The organism is Flavobacterium sp. LHD-80 (genome assembly GCF_030929605.1).
GTDB lineage: Bacteria > Bacteroidota > Bacteroidia > Flavobacteriales > Flavobacteriaceae > Flavobacterium.
On record NZ_JAVFVS010000010.1, the window covers coordinates 123,497 to 145,161 of the forward strand.

19 protein-coding genes and 1 other RNA gene are annotated in these 21,665 nt (G+C 32.5%); 9 read left to right on the plus strand and 11 right to left on the minus strand.

Annotation, left to right across the window (positions count from 1 at the left end):
• Positions 1 to 215 precede the first annotated feature (215 nt).
• The 3 genes from RB619_RS14225 to RB619_RS14235 all read left to right on the plus strand — a co-directional run bounded on the left by RB619_RS14225 (position 216) and on the right by RB619_RS14235 (position 6,598).
• Entirely contained in the window at positions 216 to 944 is a 729-nt protein-coding gene (locus RB619_RS14225; RefSeq protein ID WP_308098561.1) for a TIGR00730 family Rossman fold protein, read from the plus strand.
• 303 nt (positions 945 to 1,247) lie between these two features.
• Positions 1,248 to 3,998 carry an aminopeptidase gene (locus tag RB619_RS14230; RefSeq protein ID WP_308098764.1) on the plus strand — a complete coding sequence of 917 codons (2,751 nt, stop codon included), beginning with the start codon at positions 1,248 to 1,250 and terminating at the stop codon, positions 3,996 to 3,998.
• A 188-nt stretch (positions 3,999 to 4,186) separates the two neighbouring features.
• Positions 4,187 to 6,598 carry a thiamine pyrophosphate-dependent enzyme gene (locus tag RB619_RS14235; protein ID WP_308098563.1) on the plus strand — a complete coding sequence of 804 codons (2,412 nt, stop codon included), beginning with the start codon at positions 4,187 to 4,189 and terminating at the stop codon, positions 6,596 to 6,598.
• A 189-nt stretch (positions 6,599 to 6,787) separates the two neighbouring features.
• Here RB619_RS14235 and kdsB read toward each other — a convergent pair whose 3' ends face one another.
• The 4 genes from kdsB to RB619_RS14255 form a co-directional block, all read right to left on the minus strand.
• Positions 6,788 to 7,522: a 3-deoxy-manno-octulosonate cytidylyltransferase gene (gene kdsB / locus RB619_RS14240; RefSeq protein ID WP_308098565.1), complete on the minus strand. Its 735-nt coding sequence runs from the start codon at positions 7,520 to 7,522 to the stop codon at positions 6,788 to 6,790.
• A gap of 154 nt (positions 7,523 to 7,676) precedes the next feature.
• A complete protein-coding gene (locus RB619_RS14245) occupies positions 7,677 to 8,489 on the minus strand; it encodes a class I SAM-dependent methyltransferase (protein ID WP_308098567.1) in 813 nt (270 codons plus the stop codon).
• A gap of 296 nt (positions 8,490 to 8,785) precedes the next feature.
• The gene (gene ygiD, locus RB619_RS14250; RefSeq protein WP_308098569.1) at positions 8,786 to 9,616 is read right to left on the minus strand and encodes a 4,5-DOPA dioxygenase extradiol; all 831 of its coding nucleotides are present in this window, start codon (positions 9,614 to 9,616) and stop codon (positions 8,786 to 8,788) included.
• 84 nt (positions 9,617 to 9,700) lie between these two features.
• Positions 9,701 to 11,110 (minus strand): AAA family ATPase, encoded by a 1,410-nt coding sequence (locus RB619_RS14255; protein WP_308098571.1) that lies wholly within the window; start codon positions 11,108 to 11,110, stop codon positions 9,701 to 9,703.
• 340 nt (positions 11,111 to 11,450) lie between these two features.
• Between RB619_RS14255 and RB619_RS14260 the strand changes: the two genes are divergently transcribed.
• Both RB619_RS14260 and RB619_RS14265 read left to right on the plus strand, forming a co-directional pair.
• Positions 11,451 to 12,272 carry a DUF3822 family protein gene (locus RB619_RS14260; protein WP_308098573.1) on the plus strand — a complete coding sequence of 274 codons (822 nt, stop codon included), beginning with the start codon at positions 11,451 to 11,453 and terminating at the stop codon, positions 12,270 to 12,272.
• Entirely contained in the window at positions 12,269 to 12,874 is a 606-nt protein-coding gene (locus RB619_RS14265) for an RsmD family RNA methyltransferase (protein ID WP_308098575.1), read from the plus strand. Before RB619_RS14260 ends, RB619_RS14265 begins: the two co-directional genes overlap by 4 nt.
• A gap of 55 nt (positions 12,875 to 12,929) precedes the next feature.
• On the opposite strand, the gene RB619_RS14270 is transcribed toward RB619_RS14265, so the two are convergent.
• Positions 12,930 to 15,032, minus strand: coding sequence for a TonB-dependent receptor domain-containing protein (locus RB619_RS14270; protein ID WP_308098577.1), 2,103 nt, complete (start codon positions 15,030 to 15,032; stop codon positions 12,930 to 12,932).
• A 269-nt stretch (positions 15,033 to 15,301) separates the two neighbouring features.
• Between RB619_RS14270 and RB619_RS14275 the strand changes: the two genes are divergently transcribed.
• Together RB619_RS14275 and RB619_RS14280 are read left to right on the plus strand one after the other, a co-directional pair.
• Positions 15,302 to 16,660 (plus strand): HAMP domain-containing sensor histidine kinase, encoded by a 1,359-nt coding sequence (locus RB619_RS14275; RefSeq protein ID WP_308098579.1) that lies wholly within the window; start codon positions 15,302 to 15,304, stop codon positions 16,658 to 16,660.
• A gap of 10 nt (positions 16,661 to 16,670) precedes the next feature.
• Complete coding sequence (locus RB619_RS14280; RefSeq protein WP_308098581.1) at positions 16,671 to 17,360, plus strand: response regulator transcription factor; 690 nt, start codon at positions 16,671 to 16,673, stop codon at positions 17,358 to 17,360.
• 31 nt (positions 17,361 to 17,391) lie between these two features.
• Here the strand turns inward: RB619_RS14280 and RB619_RS14285 are convergent, their stop codons facing one another.
• A complete protein-coding gene (locus tag RB619_RS14285; protein ID WP_308098583.1) occupies positions 17,392 to 17,937 on the minus strand; it encodes a DUF3575 domain-containing protein in 546 nt (181 codons plus the stop codon).
• 179 nt (positions 17,938 to 18,116) lie between these two features.
• Here RB619_RS14285 and RB619_RS14290 point away from each other — a divergent pair, with 179 nt between their 5' ends.
• Positions 18,117 to 18,311 carry a hypothetical protein gene (locus RB619_RS14290; RefSeq protein WP_308098585.1) on the plus strand — a complete coding sequence of 65 codons (195 nt, stop codon included), beginning with the start codon at positions 18,117 to 18,119 and terminating at the stop codon, positions 18,309 to 18,311.
• An 86-nt stretch (positions 18,312 to 18,397) separates the two neighbouring features.
• Here RB619_RS14290 and RB619_RS14295 read toward each other — a convergent pair whose 3' ends face one another.
• Together RB619_RS14295 and rnpB are read right to left on the minus strand one after the other, a co-directional pair.
• Positions 18,398 to 19,648, minus strand: coding sequence for a cation:dicarboxylate symporter family transporter (locus tag RB619_RS14295; RefSeq protein WP_308098587.1), 1,251 nt, complete (start codon positions 19,646 to 19,648; stop codon positions 18,398 to 18,400).
• 31 nt (positions 19,649 to 19,679) lie between these two features.
• An RNA gene (rnpB, locus tag RB619_RS14300) (RNase P RNA component class A) lies at positions 19,680 to 20,008 on the minus strand.
• Positions 20,009 to 20,133: 125 nt separating this feature from the next.
• Here rnpB and RB619_RS14305 point away from each other — a divergent pair.
• Positions 20,134 to 20,427 carry a hypothetical protein gene (locus tag RB619_RS14305; RefSeq protein ID WP_308098589.1) on the plus strand — a complete coding sequence of 98 codons (294 nt, stop codon included), beginning with the start codon at positions 20,134 to 20,136 and terminating at the stop codon, positions 20,425 to 20,427.
• 130 nt (positions 20,428 to 20,557) lie between these two features.
• On the opposite strand, the gene RB619_RS14310 is transcribed toward RB619_RS14305, so the two are convergent.
• The 3 genes from RB619_RS14310 to RB619_RS14320 all read right to left on the minus strand — a co-directional run bounded on the left by RB619_RS14310 (position 20,558) and on the right by RB619_RS14320 (position 21,661).
• On the minus strand, positions 20,558 to 20,851 hold the full coding sequence (locus RB619_RS14310; RefSeq protein WP_308098591.1) for a type II toxin-antitoxin system RelE/ParE family toxin: 294 nt from the start codon (positions 20,849 to 20,851) through the stop codon (positions 20,558 to 20,560).
• Entirely contained in the window at positions 20,844 to 21,092 is a 249-nt protein-coding gene (locus RB619_RS14315; RefSeq protein WP_308098593.1) for a type II toxin-antitoxin system ParD family antitoxin, read from the minus strand. Before RB619_RS14315 ends, RB619_RS14310 begins: the two co-directional genes overlap by 8 nt.
• A gap of 197 nt (positions 21,093 to 21,289) precedes the next feature.
• Positions 21,290 to 21,661: a LysM peptidoglycan-binding domain-containing protein gene (locus RB619_RS14320; RefSeq protein ID WP_308098595.1), complete on the minus strand. Its 372-nt coding sequence runs from the start codon at positions 21,659 to 21,661 to the stop codon at positions 21,290 to 21,292.
• Positions 21,662 to 21,665 lie beyond the last annotated feature (4 nt).

Sequence of the window (21,665 nt, forward strand, 5' to 3'; positions counted from 1 at the left end):
AATTTTAAACTTTGAAGAAAATGTTTCAATTAAACCAATTGTCTATTTGAAACCGATTGCCCTAGCCCTGATGGGAGCGGCATCCTTTTGTGGTGGTCCCGATAGCTATCGGGAGGCGCAAAAGATATAGTGGACAGCAGGAATCAGCTCCTTCTCCTAACTATAGTCAAAAAGAATCAGCTTAAATAAAAATATAAATAATTAAAATACCTAAAATGAGATTAGAAGATTTTGATAATGATGAAGATAAAGTAATCCAAGACAGTTTAAAACAGAAAACTTGGAATGAAATAAGAACCAATGACAGCTGGGCGATTTTTAAAATCATGTCGGAGTTTGTGAATGGTTATGAAAGTATGGGACGTATTGGTCCTTGTGTTTCGATTTTTGGATCGGCAAGAACAAAACCGGATGATAAATACTATCAATTGGCTGAAAAAATTGCTTTTAAAATTAGTAAAGCCGGTTACGGTGTAATTACGGGAGGAGGCCCGGGAATTATGGAAGCCGGAAATAAAGGCGCACATTTAGGAGGCGGAACTTCAGTTGGTTTGAATATCGAACTGCCTTTTGAACAGCATTTCAACCCTTATATCGATCACGATAAAAACCTGAATTTCGATTATTTTTTTGTGAGAAAAGTAATGTTCGTTAAATATTCGCAAGGTTTTGTGGTTATGCCAGGAGGTTTTGGAACTCTGGACGAAATGTTTGAAGCAATTACTTTGATTCAGACTAAAAAAATTGGAAAATTCCCAATTATATTAGTTGGAGTTGAATTTTGGTCAGGTTTGATCGAATGGGTTAAAACAGTTTTGGTTGAAAAAATGAAAACAGTAAGCCCAGAAGATTTAAACTTATTCAAAATCGTTGACACTGAAGATGAAGTAGTTGATGTTCTAGATAAATTCTACAAGAAATACGATTTAAGTCCAAATTTCTAAAATATTTTTAAACCATATAAGTGATATAAGTTCATTTAAATTTAATGCTCAAAGCAATCCTTCTACATGAACTTATATCACTTATATGGTTAAATTTTACTGCAAGTACGCAAAAATTGAGAGCTGTTTTTTAAAACAGCTTTTTTTATGCTATTTTTACAAAAAACCGAAACAATTTTAAGTACGTATCTTAAGGTATATCCATAATTTTTAAGCCATTTTTTGAAATCACTTTTTAAAATTATTATCCTTTCTTTTGTTTTATTAAGCTCGATAAAACAATATGCACAACATCAATCTAAGATGGAGGTGGCGGTTAATCTCGAACTTAAAACACTGAATGTAAAACAGGATATTACCTATTACAATACTTCAAACGACACTCTGATTTCGATTATTCTGAATGATTGGAACAATGCTTTTTCAGACAAAAATACGCCTTTGGCAAAACGCTTTTCTGACGAATTCTACAGAGGTTTTCATGTTGCAAAACCTGAAGAAAGAGGAAATACAACAATCCTGAATCTTACCGATTCTGATAATATGGCACTGGAATGGGAAAGAACAGATAAAAACCCTGATTTTATAGTTGTAAAATTAAATCGAAAACTGCATCCGGGCGAAAAAATAGATTTGCATCTTACTTATATTTCTAAAATTCCGAGTGCAAAATTTACGCATTATGGTTTTGACCAAAATGGCGGAATGAACCTCAAAAATTGGTTTTTAACCCCTTCCCGATTTGAAAATCACCGTTTTGTAAAAAACAACAATTTCAATCTAGATGATATTGCAAATGCAACGGTTAATTATCAGCTTGAAATAAAAATTCCCACTAATTATTCGATCAGTACTGATTTGAATTCGGTTTCAAAAGACGATTCAAATCCTGCTTTCAGTACTTACACTTTTTCTGGAAATGATAGAACCGATTTTAATTTATTTATTGAAAAACAAAACAGTTTCAGAAGTTATACAAATGGAAATCTGGAAGTTGTATCGGATCTAAAAACAAAAAAACTGAGTGAAATTCAGAGAGCAATAGTTATTAACAGGGTTGCTTCTTTTGCAAATGAGTTTATTGGAAAATATCCGCATTCAAAAATTACGGTTTCTCAGGCAGATTATGACCGAAATCCGTTTTATGGACTTAATCAATTGCCATCGTTTATCAGTCCGTTTACAGATGAATTTATATTCGAAATTACTTTTTTGAAAACGTATTTGAGCAATTATTTAAAAAACAGTCTTCGCCTGAATCCAAGAAAAGACAATTGGGTTTATGACGGAATTCAGATTTATGCCATGATGAAATATATGGAAGAAAACCATTTAGATCAAAAAATGCTTGGCAGACTTTCAGACATGAAACTTTTTAAAAGCTACAACATTACCAATCTGACTTTTAACGAGCAATACAGCTATTATTATATGCTGATGGCACGAAAAAATTTAGATCAGCCACTTGGTGATCCAAAAAATACTTTGATCAAATTCAACGAACAAATTGCGAGTAAATACCGCGCGGGTTTAAGCTTGAGTTATTTAGACGATTATTTGAATCATAATATTGTTCCAGAAAGTGTTGAGGAATTTTATTCTTTAAATAAAAAACAGCAAACGAATCGATACGATTTTGAAAAAATATTAACCAAAAACAGTAAAAAAGACATCGATTGGTTCTTTAGAACTATTATCGAATCGCGCGATATTATTGATTATAGATTTACAGATGTTTCAAGAACGAAAGATAGTGTTCAGTTTTCTATAAAAAACGTAACTGGCGTATACGCTCCAATTCCGGTATACGGAATCAAAAAAAATGAAGTTGTTTTTAAAGAATGGATTGAACCAAAAAACAGTGATTCGGTTTACCAATTTACTAGAAAAAATGCTGATAAATTAGTCTTGAATTATGATAATGAAGTTCCAGAATACAATCAACGCAACAATTGGAAATCATTAAAAACGCTTGCAATCACAAATCGTCCTATCAAATTTAATTTTGCCAAAGATTTAGAAGATCCTTATTACAATCAGATTTTATACATTCCTACGTTAACCTATAATTATTATGATGGTATAACGCCGGGAATTCGTTTTCATAATAAAACCATTTTAGACAAACCGTTTACATTTGATATTAACCCAGCTTATTCGATAAAAGCACAAACAATTTCTGGTTCGTCGGCATTTTCTTGGAATCAATATTATCGAAACAGTACATTGTTCAATGTACGCTATTCGCTCAGTCAGAATTATTTTCACTACGCGCCAGATGCAACATATTTGAGATTAAATCCGATGGTGCAACTTCGCATTCGTGAAGAAAACTTTAGAGACAACAGAAAACAATTGATCATGTTTCGCCAAGTGATTGTAAACCGTGAAGCAAGTGTTTACATTACTGATAATTCTAAACCGAATTATTCGATTTTTAATGTGCGTTATTCCAATACAAAAACAGAGTTGGTCGATCATTTTAGTTATATGAATGATGTTCAATTTTCAGGAGATTTTGGAAAACTTTCTGGAGAAGTTGAATACAGACGCTTATTCGAAAATAATCATAAATTGAATTTAAGACTATATGCAGGAACATTCCTTTATAATACAACAAATTCAGATTATTTCAGTTTTGGTTTAGACAGGCCGACTGATTATTTATTTGATTATAATCTTTTTGGAAGATCTGAATCTACTGGATTTTTTAGTCAGCAATATGTAATTGCCGAAGGTGGTTTTAAATCACAATTAGAACCTTCGTATGCAAATCAATGGATGGCAACTTTAAATGCCAGCTATGCAATTTGGAATTGGGTTGAAGTATATGGCGATATTGGTTTTTTAAAAAACAAGCATCAAAAGGAATTCTTTGCATACGACAGCGGTATTCGATTAAATTTAGTTCCTGATTATTTTGAGCTCTATTTTCCAGTCTATTCTAATAATGGATGGGAAATTTCGCAAAGCCATTACAACGAAAAAATACGATTTGTTATCACATTCTCTCCAAAAACATTAGTCACTCTTTTCACTAGAAAATGGTTCTAATTAAATAAATTTTAAACAAAAAGTTGAATTATTATTACATAATTACATTTTTTAATGAAAATTACATAAATAAAATACGTAGTTTTTTGATTTTAAATACAAATAATTAAATTATATTTATTTTAAAGAATTATGATTATTGATTGTTTTTAAGTAATTTCGCAGTCTAAACATGACCATTAAAGATTATGATAAAAGAAAAAAACAATACTACATTAACATTTGAAGATTTCAAAACTGAGGTATTGAACGACTACAGAATTGCAGTAACTAGCCGTGAATGTAGTCTTTTGGGTCGTAAAGAAGTATTAACAGGAAAAGCCAAATTTGGAATATTTGGAGACGGAAAAGAAGTACCACAGCTTGCTATGGCAAAAGCTTTTAAAAACGGTGATTTTCGTTCTGGCTACTATCGCGATCAAACTTTTATGATGGCAATTGGCGAGCTGACTCCAAAACAATTTTTTGCTGGTTTATACGGTCACACCGATTTGGATTTTGATCCAATGTCTGCCGGAAGACAAATGGGCGGACACTTTGTAACGCACAGTTTAAACGAAGACGGGTCGTGGAAAGACTTAACAAAACAAAAAAATTCAAGTTCAGATATATCACCTACAGCGGGACAAATGCCAAGATTATTGGGATTAGCACAGGCTTCAAAAATTTACAGAAACGTTGACGGAATTACCATCAAAGATAAATTTACTGTAAACGGAAATGAAGTTGCTTGGGGAACGATAGGAAATGCAAGTACATCTGAAGGTTTGTTTTTTGAAACTATAAATGCTGCTGGAGTTTTACAGGTTCCAATGGTAATGAGTGTTTGGGATGATGAATACGGAATTTCGGTTCACGCCAAACATCAAACTACAAAAGAAAACATTTCTGAAATCCTGAAAGGATATCAGCGTGACGAAGATTCTAAAGGTTATGATATTTTTAGAGTTAAAGGCTGGGATTATGCTGAACTGGTTTCAACATATGAAAGAGCTGGACAAATCGCGCGTGAAGATCATATTCCGGTTTTAATTCACGTAAATGAATTGACACAACCTCAAGGTCACTCTACTTCTGGTTCGCACGAACGTTATAAAAACGGAGAAAGATTAGCTTGGGAAAGAGATTTTGACTGTATTCGCCAAATGCGTTTATGGATGATTGCGATTAATATTGCATCGCCAGAAGAGCTTTCTGAAATTGAATTCGAATTGAAAAAAGAAGTTCTTGAAGCTAAAAAAGAAGCTTGGAATTCATTCATTAATCCTATTATTGACGAACAAAAAAATCTTCTAGCTTTATTGGAGCAAATTGCTGAAGCAAGTATCAACCACAAAGACAGAATCAGAAAATATATTTCGGAATTAAACGCGATTAAAGCGCCACTTAAAAAAGAATTGCTGGTTTATGCTAGAAAGATTCTTCGTTTTATTGAAGTTCCAAACAGCAAAGTAATTTTAAGAGAATGGATTACTAGATTTTTAAACGAAACTCAGGAAAAATTCAGCAGTAATTTACATTCTGATTCAGATAAAAATGTTTTCTCAGTTCAGAAAGTTCTTCCTGAATATGGAGAAAATACAAAAGCTGATATCGATGGAAGAATGCTTTTGCGTGATAACTTTGATGCTTTATTTGCTAAATATCCAGAAACTTTAATTTTTGGTGAAGATGTTGGAAACATTGGTGACGTAAACCAAGGTTTAGAAGGCATGCAAGAAAAATACGGCGAACTTCGCGTAGCCGATGTCGGAATTCGTGAAGCAACTATTATTGGACAAGGAATTGGAATGGCCTTAAGAGGCTTGCGTCCAATTGCTGAAATTCAATACTTAGATTATTTATTATATGCAATCCAAATCATGAGTGATGATTTGGCTACTTTACAATACAGAACTGTTGGAAAACAAAAAGCGCCATTAATCATCAGAACACGCGGACACCGTTTAGAAGGAATCTGGCATTCTGGTTCTCCAATGGGAATGATTATCAATGCAATTCGCGGTATTCACGTTTTGGTTCCGAGAGACATGACACAAGCGGCAGGTTTCTATAACACGCTATTAGAGTGTGATGAACCGGCTTTAGTAATCGAATGTTTAAATGGTTACCGTTTAAAAGAAAAAGCGCCATTGAATTTTGGTGAATTTAAAACACCAATTGGAATAATTGAAACTATGAAAGAAGGTTCAGATATTACTTTAGTTTCTTACGGATCTACTTTAAGATTGGTTCAGCAAGCGGCAAACGAATTACTTGATTTAGGAATTGACTGCGAAGTTATTGATATTCAATCGCTTCTTCCGTTTGACGTAAATAAAGATATTGTAAAAAGTATTGCAAAAACGAATCGCCTTTTAGTAATTGACGAAGATGTTCCTGGAGGAGCTTCTGCTTTCATTTTACAACAAATTCTGGAAGAACAAGATGCTTACAAATATCTTGATAGTAAACCACAAACATTAGCTGCAAAAGCCCACAGACCAGCATACGGAACTGATGGTGATTATTTCTCAAAACCTTCAGCTGAAGATATTTTCGAGAAAGTATACAGCATGATGAACGAAGTTAATCCTTCTAAATTTCCTAGTTTATATTAAGGATTTAGAATGTTTTAGATAAAAGAAAAAGCTCCAAAAATTTTTGGAGCTTTTTTGTTTTATAAACCACGTAACCGTAAAGTTTGTCATTTCGACGAAGGAGAAATGACAAGGTTGTGGATAATGCTCAAATCAATTATCAATTATCAATTATCAATTATCAATTATCAATTATCAATTATCAATTAATTAAATATCCTTCAGCATCATTCTTGCTTTCTCTAAATCTTCCGCCGTATCAATTCCAATTCCAACGTGCGTTGTCTCGACCATTTTTATACGTTTTCCGAACTCTAAATAACGTAACTGTTCTAGTTTCTCAGAAGCTTCTAAAGATTTCATTGGAAGACTGTAAAAATCCAATAAAGCCTGTTTTCTAAAAGCGTAAATTCCGATGTGCTGAAAATATCTCACTCCAACATTTTTCTCTCTTGGATACGGAATTATAGATCTTGAAAAATAAAGTGCAAATTGCGATTGATCAACCACAACTTTTACATTATTCGGGTTATTGATTTCGTCTTCATCTGTGATTTCACGCATCAGCGAAGCTAAATCAACCTTTTTATCAGGATCATTTTTAAAAACCGATAAAACTTGCGCCAAAGGTCCAGCTTCTGTAAATGGCTCATCGCCCTGAACATTTACCACAATATCAACATCTAAATTTGCAACGGCTTCAGCGATTCTATCACTTCCGGATTCGTGTTCTTTAATACTCATGATCGCTTTTCCGCCATTAGAAACGATTTCATCAAAAATCAAATCAGAATCGGTTACTACAAAAACATCGTTGAATAATTTCGTAGAAACTGCTGCTTCGTAAGTTCTCAAAATTACTGTTTTGCCTCCTAAATCCTGCATTAATTTTGCGGGGAAACGTGTTGAAGCATATCTGGCTGGAATTACCGCTATTATTTTCATTCTTATATTTTACTGAGTTTAAAAAACTCAAAATTTAGTAATTTAATTTTCACCGATTTTAAGTGTTTGCAAATATGCAAAAATTACTTTTAAATTTTCTGTTTTCTATTTCTGTAAAGGATGAAAATCATGTTCAAGATATTAAAACCAAAATTTAAACCAAAACTGTAACACGAAGATAAGTTGCGGGAATTGATGTAGAATTTTCGTCATTACTTTTGTTTTGGCTACTAACTAATTCTTCGAGTTTAGCATACAAATCCGAAGTTTTTCCATTTTGTTCAGCAGCTTCAAAAGCATTCATAGTTGGACCGTAGTAATTTTTTAATCGATTTAGCCACTCCGAAGGTGGGAATGATGCTTTAAATGTAAAGGTATCTCTCTCAAAAGAAATATTTTCTTTAGGAACACCCGCATTTGTGAATCTTTCGATTACGTTATCTTCAATACCCCAAAGCATTGGGCTTACAAAACCCTCAGGAGGCGGTGGTGTAAATTCAGCGCTAACTTTCAAGATTTGTGCAATCAACGTTGGATCACCCGGTATCCAATTCCCCATAATAATTTTACCTCCAGGTTTTGTGACACGAACCATTTCTTTAGCAACATCAAAAGGTTTTGGAGCGAACATTGCTCCAAAAATGCTCATCGTAACATCGTAAGATTGATCTTTCAATTCATTCAAATCGGTTGCGTCACCTTCTTTAAATACAATATTATCCAATCCTTCCTTTTTTGCTCGAAGATTGCCAGCTTCAACTAAATTTCTTGCTATATCAACACCTAAAACATTGGCTCCTACTTTTGCCGAAGGTATTGCAGTAGTACCATCGCCACAGCCGAGATCTAAAACGTTAGTATCTTCTTTAATTCCAATTTTGGCAACCAATTCGGCACCGCTTTCTCTCATAGATTCTGCAACGCGCGTAAAATCGCCTTTTTCCCATAATGCTTTGTTTGGATTCATCTTAGTTTTATCAGTGATTATAGTGCTGATGCCGCACTTTTACTTAATTTGTAAACATCTTCTATCCTTTTTTAAATTATCACCAGTTAATCACAAAAGGCATTTAAAAAAACTACTTAAAAAGAAGATACAAACTAAATAATCAACTGACAAACAATTACTTATGTAAAAATAAACAAATTTACATGAAACATTTTACTATCTCACCAATTTATTTTTTTTTAACAAATTGTTTCGATTATAACTTTGAGACCGTTATTACATAAGATAGAAAACGATTAGAAAACAAAATACTATTACAATATTTTTACCGAAGTCATACTCAGAGATCCAGCTAATAATTTATCATTAAACAAACTCAATTCTTCTGACTTTTCTTTTAAACCTAAAGTATAAAGTAATGGCAAATAATGATCCGGAGTTGGAATTGCAATTTGGACTGCCTTGCTCATTTTTTCAAAATCAATTAGAGGCTGAAAATTGCCATCTAATAAATAATTATTTACAGTTTCTCTGGCTTCAATTGCCCAATCGTAACCGTAATTGTCTTTGTCAAAATTTCTGAAATCGACCAAACGCAAATTATGAACGATATTCCCACTTCCCACAATTAAAACACCTTTATGTCGCAATGATTGGAGTTTTTGAGCCAATTCAAAATGATATTGCCCAGACTTTGTGTAATCAATACTTAACTGAATTACCGGAACATCTGCATTTGGATATAAATGTTTTATTACGCTCCATGCGCCGTGATCTAACCCCCAATGCTCGTCTAATTCGACCTGAACTGGATCTAATATTTTTTTAGTTTCCAAAGCTAGTTCTGGGCTTCCTTTTGCAGGATATTGCACATCAAAAAGTGCTTGCGGAAAACCTCCAAAATCATGAATCGTTCTTGGCATTTTCATCGACGTAACTTTTGTCCCTTTGGTAAACCAATGCGCCGAAATACACAAAATTGCATTTGGCTGTGGCAAAGTTTTAGCCAATTCACGAAAACCAGTAACAAACTGATTTTCTTCAATTGCATTCATTGGGCTACCGTGTCCTAAAAACAGAACCGGCATTTTATCTGTATTCGAAAACGAAGACGAAATCGAATTTAAGTCATTTAGTGTTGTCATTGTAAAAATGTTTTAAACACGAATTATACAGATTTACACTAATCTTTATCTAAAAAATTCGTGCTAATTCGTGAAATTCGTGTTTTATTCCTCAAAACTCTCGTCTTTAAATCCTATCAAATATAACTTATTTTTAGCACGCGTCATAGCCGTGTAAAGCCATCTGATGTAATCGCGGTCTATTCCGTTTGGGAGATATGGTTGTTCGATAAAAACCGTATTCCATTGCCCTCCTTGTGATTTGTGACAAGTGATGGCGTATGAGAATTTCACTTGCAAACCGTTAAAATATTCGTTTTCTTTTACTTTTTGGAACTTCTTGTATTTTGTTGGTTCATCTTCATAATCTTTCATTACTTCTTCGTACAAACGATTTGATTCTTCGTAAGTTAAAGATGGAGATTCGCTTTTAATTGTATCCAAAAGTAAAACCGTTTCAAAAGGTTTTTGCTCCGGATAATCGACCATTCTGATTTTTACTTTTGCAAAAGTAAAGCCATATAATTCTTTGATTCCGAACATTTCCAGAACTTCAATAATATCTCCGTTGGCAATAAATCCGGCTTCATCAGTTTCTTTAAGCCAGAAATAATTATTTTTTACGACCATCAAAAAGTCACCGACAGAAAGTTCGCTTTCTTTAAATAAAATTCGGGTTCTAATTTGTTCATTGTATTGATTCGCTCTTTTATTGGAACGAACAATAAAAGCCGTATCTTCAATACTGTAATTGCTGTAAGCCGTATTTATGGCATCTTGAATATCATAACCATCCGTCAATCGAACAATGTCTTTGAACTTTTTGACATTGAATTTAAATTCGGTAATAAAGCTTTCTTTCAGAATTTCACGAAGTTCGGTTGCGTTGAACAAAATACCTGAGCTTTCTTCCTGACGCATTACTTCATCCAGTTCAATATGTTCAATTTCTTTATCATAATGAACGCCCAAAGTTTGAATATCAAGAGCTGGAGAAATATCTAAATTTACTGGTGGAAGCTGTGCAGTATCACCTAAAAGAATCATTTTGCAATTACTTCCAGAATATACATAATTAATCAAATCGTCTAGAAGCGAACCGCTATCTAAAGTACTATCAGAAATCATCGAAGCTTCATCGACAATAAAAATGGTGTTTTTATGTTTGTTTACCTGTTTTGTAAAAGCAACTCCTCCACCCGATGATTTCTTAGGAAAATATATTTTCTTGTGAATTGTAAAAGCAGCAGTATTGGAATAATTCGAAATCACTTTTGCCGCACGGCCCGTTGGCGCAAGCAAAACAAACTTTTTATTGATTTCTCCAAGATTATTTACAATAGTCGAAATCACAGTTGTTTTTCCGGTTCCTGCATATCCTTTCAATACAAAAATGGTATCGTTTTGAGGTTCGGTCAAAAAAATAGCGATTTTTTGAAAAAATATATCTTGTTTGTAAGTTGGTGCAAAAGGAAATCTTTTTTGTAAAACGCTGTAAAACAATGTTGAATTCATAGGGTGAAATTGTACTACAAAGTACGTGATTTTAACGGCAATTAAAAAATTAAACCATTTATTAAACCATATAAGTGATATAAGAAAATTTAAGATTACTGCATATTTGAGTTTTGGCATTTTATTAAATGAACTTACATAACTTATATGGTTCAAAATTTTAAGTTCATTGTTTTTTCAAATAAATTATTATGGTAAAGAAAACTTAACCATATTTTAAAATGTTTTTGAAAACGTTTTTTGAAATTGCAATTATTATTGTTCCTTTTTAATTTGTAAGTTTGTGGTCGCCTTAAATTCTTTCTTGATTCAAAAACAGGTAACGAATTGTAAATCAAATATGTCATTGCAAAATACTAACATTACTTCCAAAAATTACAAAAAGCTTTCTATTCAGGTTTCCCTGACTGGATTTTCATTTTGTTGTTTTGATACTTTAAATAATATTATTACTTCCTATAAAGAAATAACGTTTGACACTTCAGGCAAAAGCACAAAAATTGAAGATCTTTTTACCGAAGCTTTTAAGAACAATCCACCTTTAAAAGATACTTATGATGAAGTAATGGTTATTCATACCAACAATCTGTCGACTTTTGTACCAACGGCTTTGTTTGATGAAGAGTATCTAGGAAGTTATTTGCAATACAACACAAAAGTTTTTGAAACCGATTTTTTCACTTTTGATGAAATCACAAATTATCAAATGAATTCTGTTTATATTCCGTATGTGAATATTAATAATTTTTTGATTGATAATGTTGGTTCTTTTGACTACAAACATGCGAACAGCATTTTGGTCGAAAAGATCTTAGACAATTCAAGAAACAATGACGAAAAGAAAATGGTTGTCAATTTTAATCCTGGCCAGTTTGAAGTTATTGTGGTTCAGAATCAAAAACTGCTGTTTTTCAATTCCTTTGAATATCAAACCCCTGAAGATTTCATATATTACCTACTATTTACTGCCGAACAATCGAACTTAAATCCAGAGATTTTTCCACTCGAATTATTGGGCACGATAGACCAGAACGATCCGTTTTATGCCATTGCATATAAATACATTCGTAATATATCCTTCTTGGATGTAAGCACTTTACAGCAAAAAAACAGCTTCTCTTTAACAGAAAATCAAAAACATTATATCTTATTTCAATCATGAGAATCATTTCAGGAAAACACAAAGGCCGCCGAATTTTTCCACCAAAAAACCTTCCTGTACGACCAACAACTGATATGAGCAAAGAAGCATTATTTAATGTTTTGAACAATCATTTTAGTTTTGACAGTTTAAAGGTTTTAGATTTATTTTCAGGAACCGGAAACATCAGTTATGAATTCGCTTCACGCGGAAGCGCGCCAATCACGTCTGTTGATGGAGATTTTGGATGCGTAAAATTCATCAAACAGGTTTCATCAGAATATGATTTTGATATTGCAGCTACAAAAAGTGATGTTTTTAAATTTTTGGAAAACTGCAAAACTTCATACGACATTGTTTTTGCTGATCCTCCTTACGGGTTAGATCAAGCAACTTTTGAAAAAATCGTAGTAACTGTTTTTGAAAAAGATTTGCTTCACGAAGATGGAATGATGATTATCGAACATTCGAAATACACAAAACTAGATCATTTAAGCAATTTTTCTTTTCAGAAAAGTTATGGAGGTTCGTACTTCAGTTTCTTCGAATTAAATTCAACCGACGACGATGAAGAACTTCCTGGAGATTCTCCAATAAAAATCACAGAAGAAGACGAAGGTTAATTTTCGTTTTTTATCATAAAAAAAATCCCTTGAAAATTTCAAGGGATTTTTGTTTTCATCGAACTCTGCTTTCATTTTCATTAACCGTTTTCTCTTTAAACTCGCTTTCTTTAATTTTTCCGAAAGAATATCGTATCGCAATCGAAATCTCGTTTGCATCTACCAAATATCTTGATTTTGAGTTTATATTATTAACAGTAAACTTTTCAGTATAAATTGTACTTTTAAAAACATCATTGTAATTCAATGTACAATTCCAGTTTTTGCCAAAGGTTTTACTCAGCGACATATCAAATACAAAATTGGCTTTTCTTTCAAAAACCCCATCATACTGTTTTGTGGTTCCCCAAAAAGTAAACATATAAGTAAAGGCTTTTGGCAATTTGAAACTGTTGTTGGTATAATAATATAAATACGGTTTTGAAGAAGTAAACAATGCTGCATCATCTTCAACCTTGCTTTTTATAAAAGTCAAAGAATTAGTTGTCGTCCAAATTTTATACGTAAAAGGCAATGTAAAATCAATTGTAAAACCGCTTTCTCTTTTAAAATTAACTTCAGTGAGAGTCAAAACATTCGTTTCCTCATTAAACAAAAAACTGTAATTGGCCGTGTTTTTAGTTCTAAAATAACTCATTTTTACCGACTTGTCTAGATATTGAAAAGAGCTCGAAATTTCATCTGTAAATGCCGGACCTAGATTTATACTACTTCCGTACAAAAAATAAGGATTTATATAGGTTGCAATTTGGCTCAAAGACGAATATTTAGGTCTTACAATATTTTTCGCATAATTTAAACTTACATTTTTTGTACTGTCAATTGGGAACGAAAACTCAACTTTAGGAAACAAATTCGTGTAGTTTTTATCAATTGAAGAGAAGGAATTGGATTTGTATTTCCCGTATGCATTTGTATTTTCTAGCCTTAATCCAACAGAAAAATCAGCCTTTTTAATCTTTCCTGACAATTGCGTGTATGCAGCTAAATTTGTTTCTTTAAAATCATAATTCAGTATCGTATTTTCATTTTGTTCAAAATCAAAAATATCTGAATCCGATTTGGACTGTGCATTTAAATAAAGTGCTCCGTACTCTAAATTCATTTCATTTTTGAATTTTTTCTCCAAATCTATTCTTCCCGAAAATACATCAACATTAAACTTCTGATCGCGGTTTTGAGACAACTCAAATTCGGTTTCTTTAAAATTATTTTGAACCAAACTCAATAAATGCTGGTTATAATTAGAATATTGAAAACCAGCAAAAAATTTTGTGTCAATGAATTTCAGCCTTTTAGAATAATTCATAAACGCATTCACGAAATTCTTGTTGCTAGAATTCTCACTCCAAGTAAAAACGTTATTCTCAACATCCTGATTCCTATTGTACGTAAACGTATTAATGCCAAAATCATCATCTCGCAGTTTTCCGCTTACATTGACCGAAAAATAATCCTCTTCATTTATTTTATAAAATAAACCGCCTCCAAAAACATATTCCTTTACGTGCGAATTGGCCGTCACATCATAATTCGAAACAATTGAAGCTTGCGGAATTTCGTAAGCAATACTATGATTTTCCCAAGGATTTCGTCGATTATAATTGAAATTAGCTTTCCATTCTAACTTACCTTTTTTAAAATTTGAATTGAATCCGAGGTAATTATTGTAATTCTTTTTGAAAGAAGCTGTTTCCGAAATTTCAGTTTTAAAACCTTCTTTTTTACTTAATTTTCTGGTAATTAAAATTACTGCACGCCCTTCCGCCTCATATTTTGAAGATGGGTTCTGAATGATTTCAATAGTTTTGATATCAGCGACAGCCAAAGCATTTAGATCGTTCATTGTCGCACGCTGATTATCAATATAAATTAGAGGATTTCCTTTGCCCACAATTGAAATTTTCTCACGATCAGAGCTAACCTGTACCAAAGGAAGTTTCGCAAGCAAATCAATTGGATTTGGAATAGTATTGTAAATGGAATTCGCAACATCCACTTTTATGTTTCCGTTTGAATTTGTAAAAGTCTTTTTGTTTTGACTTATCACAATTTCATTCAAATGAGTTGACGTCGAGTCTTTTGGTGTTTCGTTTTGGGCTTTTGCAAAAAACGAAAACAAAAAAAGTAAAATTAGAAGGAGAATTTTAAGAGGCATATAAAAAACATTTTTTAGATTATTTTGATTTGAGAAAGTGCAAAAGTGGTTCTAAAAAAAAGTTCTGAAAGTTAATTGTAGGTTAATGCGCGGTTAATGGCTTTTTTGTTTTATAAAAGCATTATTTTTGGGTGGAGAAAATTGGCCCGCAGATAACACGGATGAAACTGATTTACACAGATTAAATTTTAGTGGATCGTGGAAATAAAACAACCCAGCGGGAATCCGTTTAATCCGTGTCATCTGTGGCCCATAATTTCAATTAAAAAATGAAACAAAAAATCAATTTATTAATCGTTTTTTCTGTCGTAGCACTAATTGTTTTAACGACCGTGCAGTGCTATTTGGTAAAAACAGCTTACGATTATAAAGTGGCCGAATTTCATGCGCAGATTAAAAATGAAATTGCTCAGATTACAAATAATTACAGCGATATTGATTCGGTTTTAGTTTCTAAAAAAGAAGCGCTTTACAAAGATTTATCAGAAAAATATATCCAAGGAAAAAACAATAAAATTGATGTCAAAAAGGGGATTTTAGGAAACGATTATCAAGACATTTTAACACAAAGAATCAAGCTTAAATTTGAAAGAGATCTTCCTAATTTCAAAATAGATTTTGCTATTGTACTGAACAAATTCATTTTGTACAAAAACGCAAAAAAAGCCGATACCATTTTTTCTGAAAAACCTTTTATTCAAAACAGATTATATGGTAATCTAGCATCTTTAAATCACGCCTTTTTAGTCCGAAATTATGTTGGGACGACAAACGGAACTTTTGAAAACCAAAACTATAATTTGCTGACGGAAGACTCAATGTATGTTTCGGTTATTGATTGGGAAATGATTATTTTAAGGCGAATGACCTTTATTCTGATTTTATCTTTGTTTTCAATTGCAACGCTAATCAGTCTTTTTGTAATTGCGATAAAAGCTTTAATCAAACAAAAAAAAGTAAGCGATGTAAAAACGGATTTCATCAATAATATTACGCACGAACTTAAAACGCCTTTGGCAACTTTAGGGATTTCGACAAAGATTTTAGAGCAGAAAAACATTCGTGACAACGATGAAAATTTCAATTCAATTGTAAATACTATTTCGCGTCAGAACAATCGTCTTCAAAGTTTGATTGATCAAGTTATGGCAAATTCATTGGCAGAAAATGAATTAGAACTCCAGAAAGAAAAAATTAAAACCGAAGATTTTCTGCTGTCAATTGTAAACGATTTCAAAATCACTTTCCCAAAAATTGACATCAAAACCGATTTTCAAACGCAGGAAACAATTTTAGTTTTAGATAAATTCCATTTAACAACTGCATTTTTAAATGTGCTTGAAAATGCTGTAAAATACGGTTCGAATCAAATTACAGTTAAAACACGAATACTTGAAAATCAGTTTGCCATTAGTTTTGAAGATGATGGAATTGGTATTGCAAAAAACAAACAATCATTGTTGTTTGACAAGTTTTACCGCGTTGAGCAAGGAAATCTTCACAACACAAAAGGTTTAGGTTTAGGACTTTATTACGTAAATCAAATTGTGAAAGCGCATCAAGGTTCTATTAATGTTGTGAGTGATTTAGGAAAAGGAACTCAGTTTACTATTTTATTAAAAGTTTAATTCCCATATTTTGAAAAAATTACTTTTAGCCGAAGACGATTTTGACTTTGCTGCAATTTTAAAACAATATTTAGAGCTGCATGGATTTGAAGTAATCTGGGCAGAAAATGGCGAAATAGCTTTAGACTATTTTAAAAACCACACTTTTGATATTTGCGTTTTTGATGTCATGATGCCCGTATTGGACGGATTTTCATTGGCCGAAAAAATAATTACAATCAATCCTGAAATTCCTTTTATTTTTCTAACCGCAAGAAAGTTAAAAGAAGACAAAATCATTGGATTAAAACTTGGCGCCGACGATTATATTGTGAAACCTTTTGAAGTCGATGAACTTGTTTTGCGTTTGCAGAATATTTTAAAAAGAATCGAACAAAAGAGAAGTCTAGACGGAAATAATATAATTGAAATTGGTTCATACATTTTTGATAATGAGAGATTAACGCTCAATAACAAAAATCACGTTCAGCAACTGACAGAAATGGAAGCGTCTCTGATCGAATATTTGTATCTCAATCATAATCAGTTATTAAAAAGAGACCAAATCTTAATGTCGGTTTGGAAAAAAGATGATTATTTCTCTGGCCGAAGCATGGATGTTTTTATCAGCAGACTTAGAAAATATTTTAATTCAGATCCGAAAATCAAAATTGAAAGTGTTCGTAATATTGGCTTAGAATTTAAAATAGAAAAACCTTGACAAATCAAGGTTTTTCTATTTTAAATGAGATTTATTTTCCTAGAACCCAGCCTAAAGTAAAACTTCCTACTGGCACAAATTCTGTGTCATATTTATCAAAATTCACACCAGGTCCTACACTAAATTCAAGATTGAATTTTCCTTTGTAAGTGCGTTGCAATCCCCAAACCGCGCCTAGCGTAAATGATGGTGCATAGCTGCCATATTCGTCATTAGTTGAAATTGACTTAAAATTATACATAGCTTGTCCAGCAATATAATTTCCTGAGTTAAAAGCTGTTCTTTTTCCTTTAGCTGCTCTTTTTTCTAAATTATAATAATGACGAAATTGTTCTGTGATTAATGGTGAAATAAAAAAATTCCCATCATTGTGATAGCTGTTATATTGATAGCCGACACCTAAAGCCACTTCTGAATAAAGTGTATTTTTTTCTGAAAGTCCGTGCTCATAAACAAATCCCGGAAATAACATATTGATTTTAAATTGATTTTTTACAACTGAAACCGAAGCTTCATCTTGTGCATAAATTGATGTGACTGCAATAAGCAATGCTAGCAAAAAGTAATTTTTCTTCATTATAGGTTTATCGATTAGTTTACGTAAAATACTATTTAAACAAGACGAAGCTGTTAAAAACAAAATTATTTTCTTACAAATTTATTCCTTCAAATCATATAATTTTCATAAGTAATTGTATAACAATATTTAAGACTTACAATAATAAATTTGTTATAGAACTTTTAAATCTAATTATCATGAACCTAAAAAGATTATTCGGCGGATTATTGACCATCCTCGGAATTATAGGACTTATTTATACTGCTGTGATTTTTGCCGGCACAAGCGGAGAAACCAGAGATGTTAAATCATTAATTATTTACGGAATTTTAGGAATCGTATTTTTTACGTCAGGAATCAGTTTGGTTCGAACTACAAAAGACGAGTCTTAATTTTGGAGTGAAAAAGGGACAAAGTGACAAAGGGAAAAAGTTTTAAATACTTTGTCACTTTGTTTCTTAGCAACTTTATAAAAAAATTATTCTTCTGAAACCGAACTCAAATTCAATTCTGTAAAATCTCTTTCTGTTTTTGAGATTATAATTGTTGCGACCGTATTTCCAATTAAGTTGGTAATCGCTCTAGCTTCGCTCATGAATTTGTCAACGCCTAGTAAAAACGCTAGTCCTTCAACCGGAATTTTATGAAGTGCTGTCAATGTAGAGGCCAAAACAATAAAACCGCTTCCGGTTACTCCTGCCGCGCCTTTTGAAGTAATCATCAAAATCCCAATAACACTTAAAATTTCGAAAAAGCTCAAATGTACATCATACAATTGCGCTATGAACAATACCGACATTGAAAGATAAATTGAAGTTCCATCCAGATTAAAAGAATATCCTGTTGGAATTACCAATCCCACAACTGATTTACTGCAACCCATTTTTTCCAGCTTTACCATAATACTTGGCAAAGCAGCTTCAGAAGATGAAGTTCCAAGAACCAGTAAAAGTTCTTCTTTTATATATTTTAAAATTGAAAAAATGCTGATTTTATAGTATTTCAAAATACTTCCTAAAACTAAAAAGACAAACAAAGCCATTGTCAAATAAACGCAGAGCATTAATTTCCCAAGCGGAATTAAAGTAGCTAATCCGAATTTACCAATTGTATATGCCATTCCGCCAAAAGCACCAATTGGAGCCAGATACATTACATATTTCAAACCTGTAAAAACGACATTCGAAATTCGTTCTAAAACTAAAATCGTCTGCTCTCTTTTTTGATAAAAATTCAAGGCAATGCCGCACACAATCGCAGCCACTAAAACCTGTAAAGTAAAGTTAGATAAGAAAAACTGCAACCACGAAAAATGTTCGGCGGCGCCTTTTGTAAATTGACTTGCATCGCCAATCGCTAAACCTGATTTATCAATTTTTCCGGGCTTAAAAATATAAGCAACCGCAACACCAATAGCCAATGCAACTGTCGAAACTACTTCAAAATAAGCCAAAGCTTTTACGCCAATTCGGCCCACTTTTTTAAGATTTCCCATTCCAGAGATTCCCAAAACGATCGTCAAGAAAATAATTGGTCCAATAAAAATCGAAATAAGCTGAATAAACTTTTTGCCTAAAAACTCCATTTTTACACCATTTTCAGGCGAAAAATGCCCAAGCAAAACACCAGCGATAATTGAAATTAAAACCCAAAAAGTAAGATTTGTTATAACCGAATAAAAAACACTTTTCTTGGTTTGTGAAGAAGGATTTGGAGCGGGAATATTCATGAAAATTAGTTAGATAGTTTCACAAATATATAAAAAAAGCAGACCTATAAGCCGGATTCTGTTCTTGTCAAGTTTTGCAACGAGACAATACCTTATCATTTATCTAGATCCCGAATTGCTTCGGGACTCAAGCTACCTACCCTTCAACAACGGACGAGAAGCCCTTAAATGCTGATATACTTGGTATTTCACCGCATAGAGTTTACCTGGTTTCACTACAGCATTACCTGTACATACTTTCTGTTGCACTTGTCCTTGCCCTATTTCTAAGACCGACGGGTGTTACCCGCTATGCTTCTCTTTGGTGTCCGGACTTTCCTCCCTCCCGATAAACGGAACGACGATAAGGCGGTCTGCGGTGCAAAAGTAACACTTTATCAATGAAGAATAATGATTTTAAATTTCTCATTTTATGAATTTTATCATAACTTTTTAATTTTAAATTAGTTATCTTTAAAATTCCATAATTTTTAAATTCAGTTACTATGAAAAGAATGTATCATTACGCAACTGTTTCAAAGGCTTTAGATCAATTGAATGAGAAAGGATTTACGTGCGATTTTAATCGAAATGCTGACGTGATTAAAAAGAATCCTGAGAAATTTGAAATTGTTCATGTGTATCGATACGAAGGCGATTCAGATCCAGGCGATGAGGCAGTTGTATACGGAATCAAGTCCGTTAACGGAAAAAAAGGAGTTTATGTAGCGGGTTTTTCTGCCGATTCAGATCAGGAAACAGCACAATTTTTGTTTAATTTAAGTATTAGGGGAAGGTAGTTTTGAACTTTCTTTACCAGTTTTGTCAGTCTGAGCGAAGTCGAAGACCTTTTTAATTCAAGAATGTTTCGACTTCACTCAGTTTGACATATAACAAATAAAGCCTTTGCGGACTTAGTGGCTAAAAACTTTAAATTTTACTTTTCAAATCCATTCTTCCATGAAGAATTCTAATAATTTCAATTTCGATATTTGATATAATTTGATAAAAAAGAATGTGCTCATTAGATTTATATCCTAATAATTTTTCTGCAACAATATCATATTTCTTTCCTAAGCAAGGATTTTCAGCAACTTCTTGGCAAGAACCTAAAAGCAATAAATAATATTTGTCAGCTTGTTTTTCAGACCACTCATCAAAAGTATAATTCCAAATATCTTCTAAATCCTCAACAGCTTTATTCGTTAAATGATATTTAGCCATTTTTTCTCTTTGCTTTTAAATCTTGAAGGTGTTTTTTAGGATCGAAGTTTTCTGCACGGCCACTCTCCTTTCCTTCGTGAACTGCTTTTTTAAGAATGATCAATTTATTTTCTTCTTCTTCTAAAAGACGTAATCCAGCTCTCACAACTTCACTTGCATTTTTGAATCTTCCTTCTGAAAGACTATTTTCAATGAAGTTTTCAAAATGATTTCCAAGCGATATTGAAGTATTTCTTCCCATTCTTATTCTTTTTAGAATGTAAAGTTACCAAAAATTGGTAATATATTGTTTGCATAAAATTAAATTACTGAATTATCCACTGTCTATACTAAAAAAAACTTCGCGCACTTAGCGTAATTCTTTGCTCCCGATAGCTATCGGGATTGCGGTTAAATATAAAAAAAGTCCATCGTAAGACGGACTTTAAAAACAGTAACTTAAACTGTCGGTATTTTTAATTTCCAGCCAGGCTGAATTAAATCAGGGTTAGAAATAATATCTTTATTGGCTTCAAAAATATCTTGCCAAGAAACTCCATAAGCCTTTCCAATCTTAGAAAGAGAATCACCCACTTCAACTGTATATTCTTTTGAAACGCGTTCTTCGACTTCAATATTCATTACCACATCTGCAGATCTATAATCGGGATCAATTTCGCCATACGCATTCCAAAGTTTCTCTTTCTCTGATGCCGATTTTACTGTACCATCAATATACAATACATTGTCTTGTTCTCTTACCTGTAAATCTGTTGTCCCTAACTGAGAAGCCAGATCGGTCAATTCTCTATATTTATCTTGTAAACTCATAACA

Bases quoted from the DNA above. Each gene is read 5' to 3' on its own strand.
- RB619_RS14225 (WP_308098561.1), top strand. From the start codon at position 216: ATGAGATTAGAAGATTTTGATAATGATGAAGATAAAGTAATCCAAGAC.
- RB619_RS14230 (WP_308098764.1), top strand. From the start codon at position 1,248: ATGGAGGTGGCGGTTAATCTCGAACTTAAAACACTGAATGTAAAACAG.
- RB619_RS14235 (WP_308098563.1), top strand. From the start codon at position 4,187: ATGATAAAAGAAAAAAACAATACTACATTAACATTTGAAGATTTCAAA.
- kdsB (WP_308098565.1), bottom strand. From the start codon at position 7,522: ATGAAAATAATAGCGGTAATTCCAGCCAGATATGCTTCAACACGTTTC.
- RB619_RS14245 (WP_308098567.1), bottom strand. From the start codon at position 8,489: ATGAATCCAAACAAAGCATTATGGGAAAAAGGCGATTTTACGCGCGTT.
- ygiD (WP_308098569.1), bottom strand. From the start codon at position 9,616: ATGACAACACTAAATGACTTAAATTCGATTTCGTCTTCGTTTTCGAAT.
- RB619_RS14255 (WP_308098571.1), bottom strand. From the start codon at position 11,110: ATGAATTCAACATTGTTTTACAGCGTTTTACAAAAAAGATTTCCTTTT.
- RB619_RS14260 (WP_308098573.1), top strand. From the start codon at position 11,451: ATGTCATTGCAAAATACTAACATTACTTCCAAAAATTACAAAAAGCTT.
- RB619_RS14265 (WP_308098575.1), top strand. From the start codon at position 12,269: ATGAGAATCATTTCAGGAAAACACAAAGGCCGCCGAATTTTTCCACCA.
- RB619_RS14270 (WP_308098577.1), bottom strand. From the start codon at position 15,032: ATGCCTCTTAAAATTCTCCTTCTAATTTTACTTTTTTTGTTTTCGTTT.
- RB619_RS14275 (WP_308098579.1), top strand. From the start codon at position 15,302: ATGAAACAAAAAATCAATTTATTAATCGTTTTTTCTGTCGTAGCACTA.
- RB619_RS14285 (WP_308098583.1), bottom strand. From the start codon at position 17,937: ATGAAGAAAAATTACTTTTTGCTAGCATTGCTTATTGCAGTCACATCA.
- RB619_RS14290 (WP_308098585.1), top strand. From the start codon at position 18,117: ATGAACCTAAAAAGATTATTCGGCGGATTATTGACCATCCTCGGAATT.
- RB619_RS14295 (WP_308098587.1), bottom strand. From the start codon at position 19,648: ATGAATATTCCCGCTCCAAATCCTTCTTCACAAACCAAGAAAAGTGTT.
- RB619_RS14305 (WP_308098589.1), top strand. From the start codon at position 20,134: ATGAAAAGAATGTATCATTACGCAACTGTTTCAAAGGCTTTAGATCAA.
- RB619_RS14310 (WP_308098591.1), bottom strand. From the start codon at position 20,851: ATGGCTAAATATCATTTAACGAATAAAGCTGTTGAGGATTTAGAAGAT.
- RB619_RS14315 (WP_308098593.1), bottom strand. From the start codon at position 21,092: ATGGGAAGAAATACTTCAATATCGCTTGGAAATCATTTTGAAAACTTC.
- RB619_RS14320 (WP_308098595.1), bottom strand. From the start codon at position 21,661: ATGAGTTTACAAGATAAATATAGAGAATTGACCGATCTGGCTTCTCAG.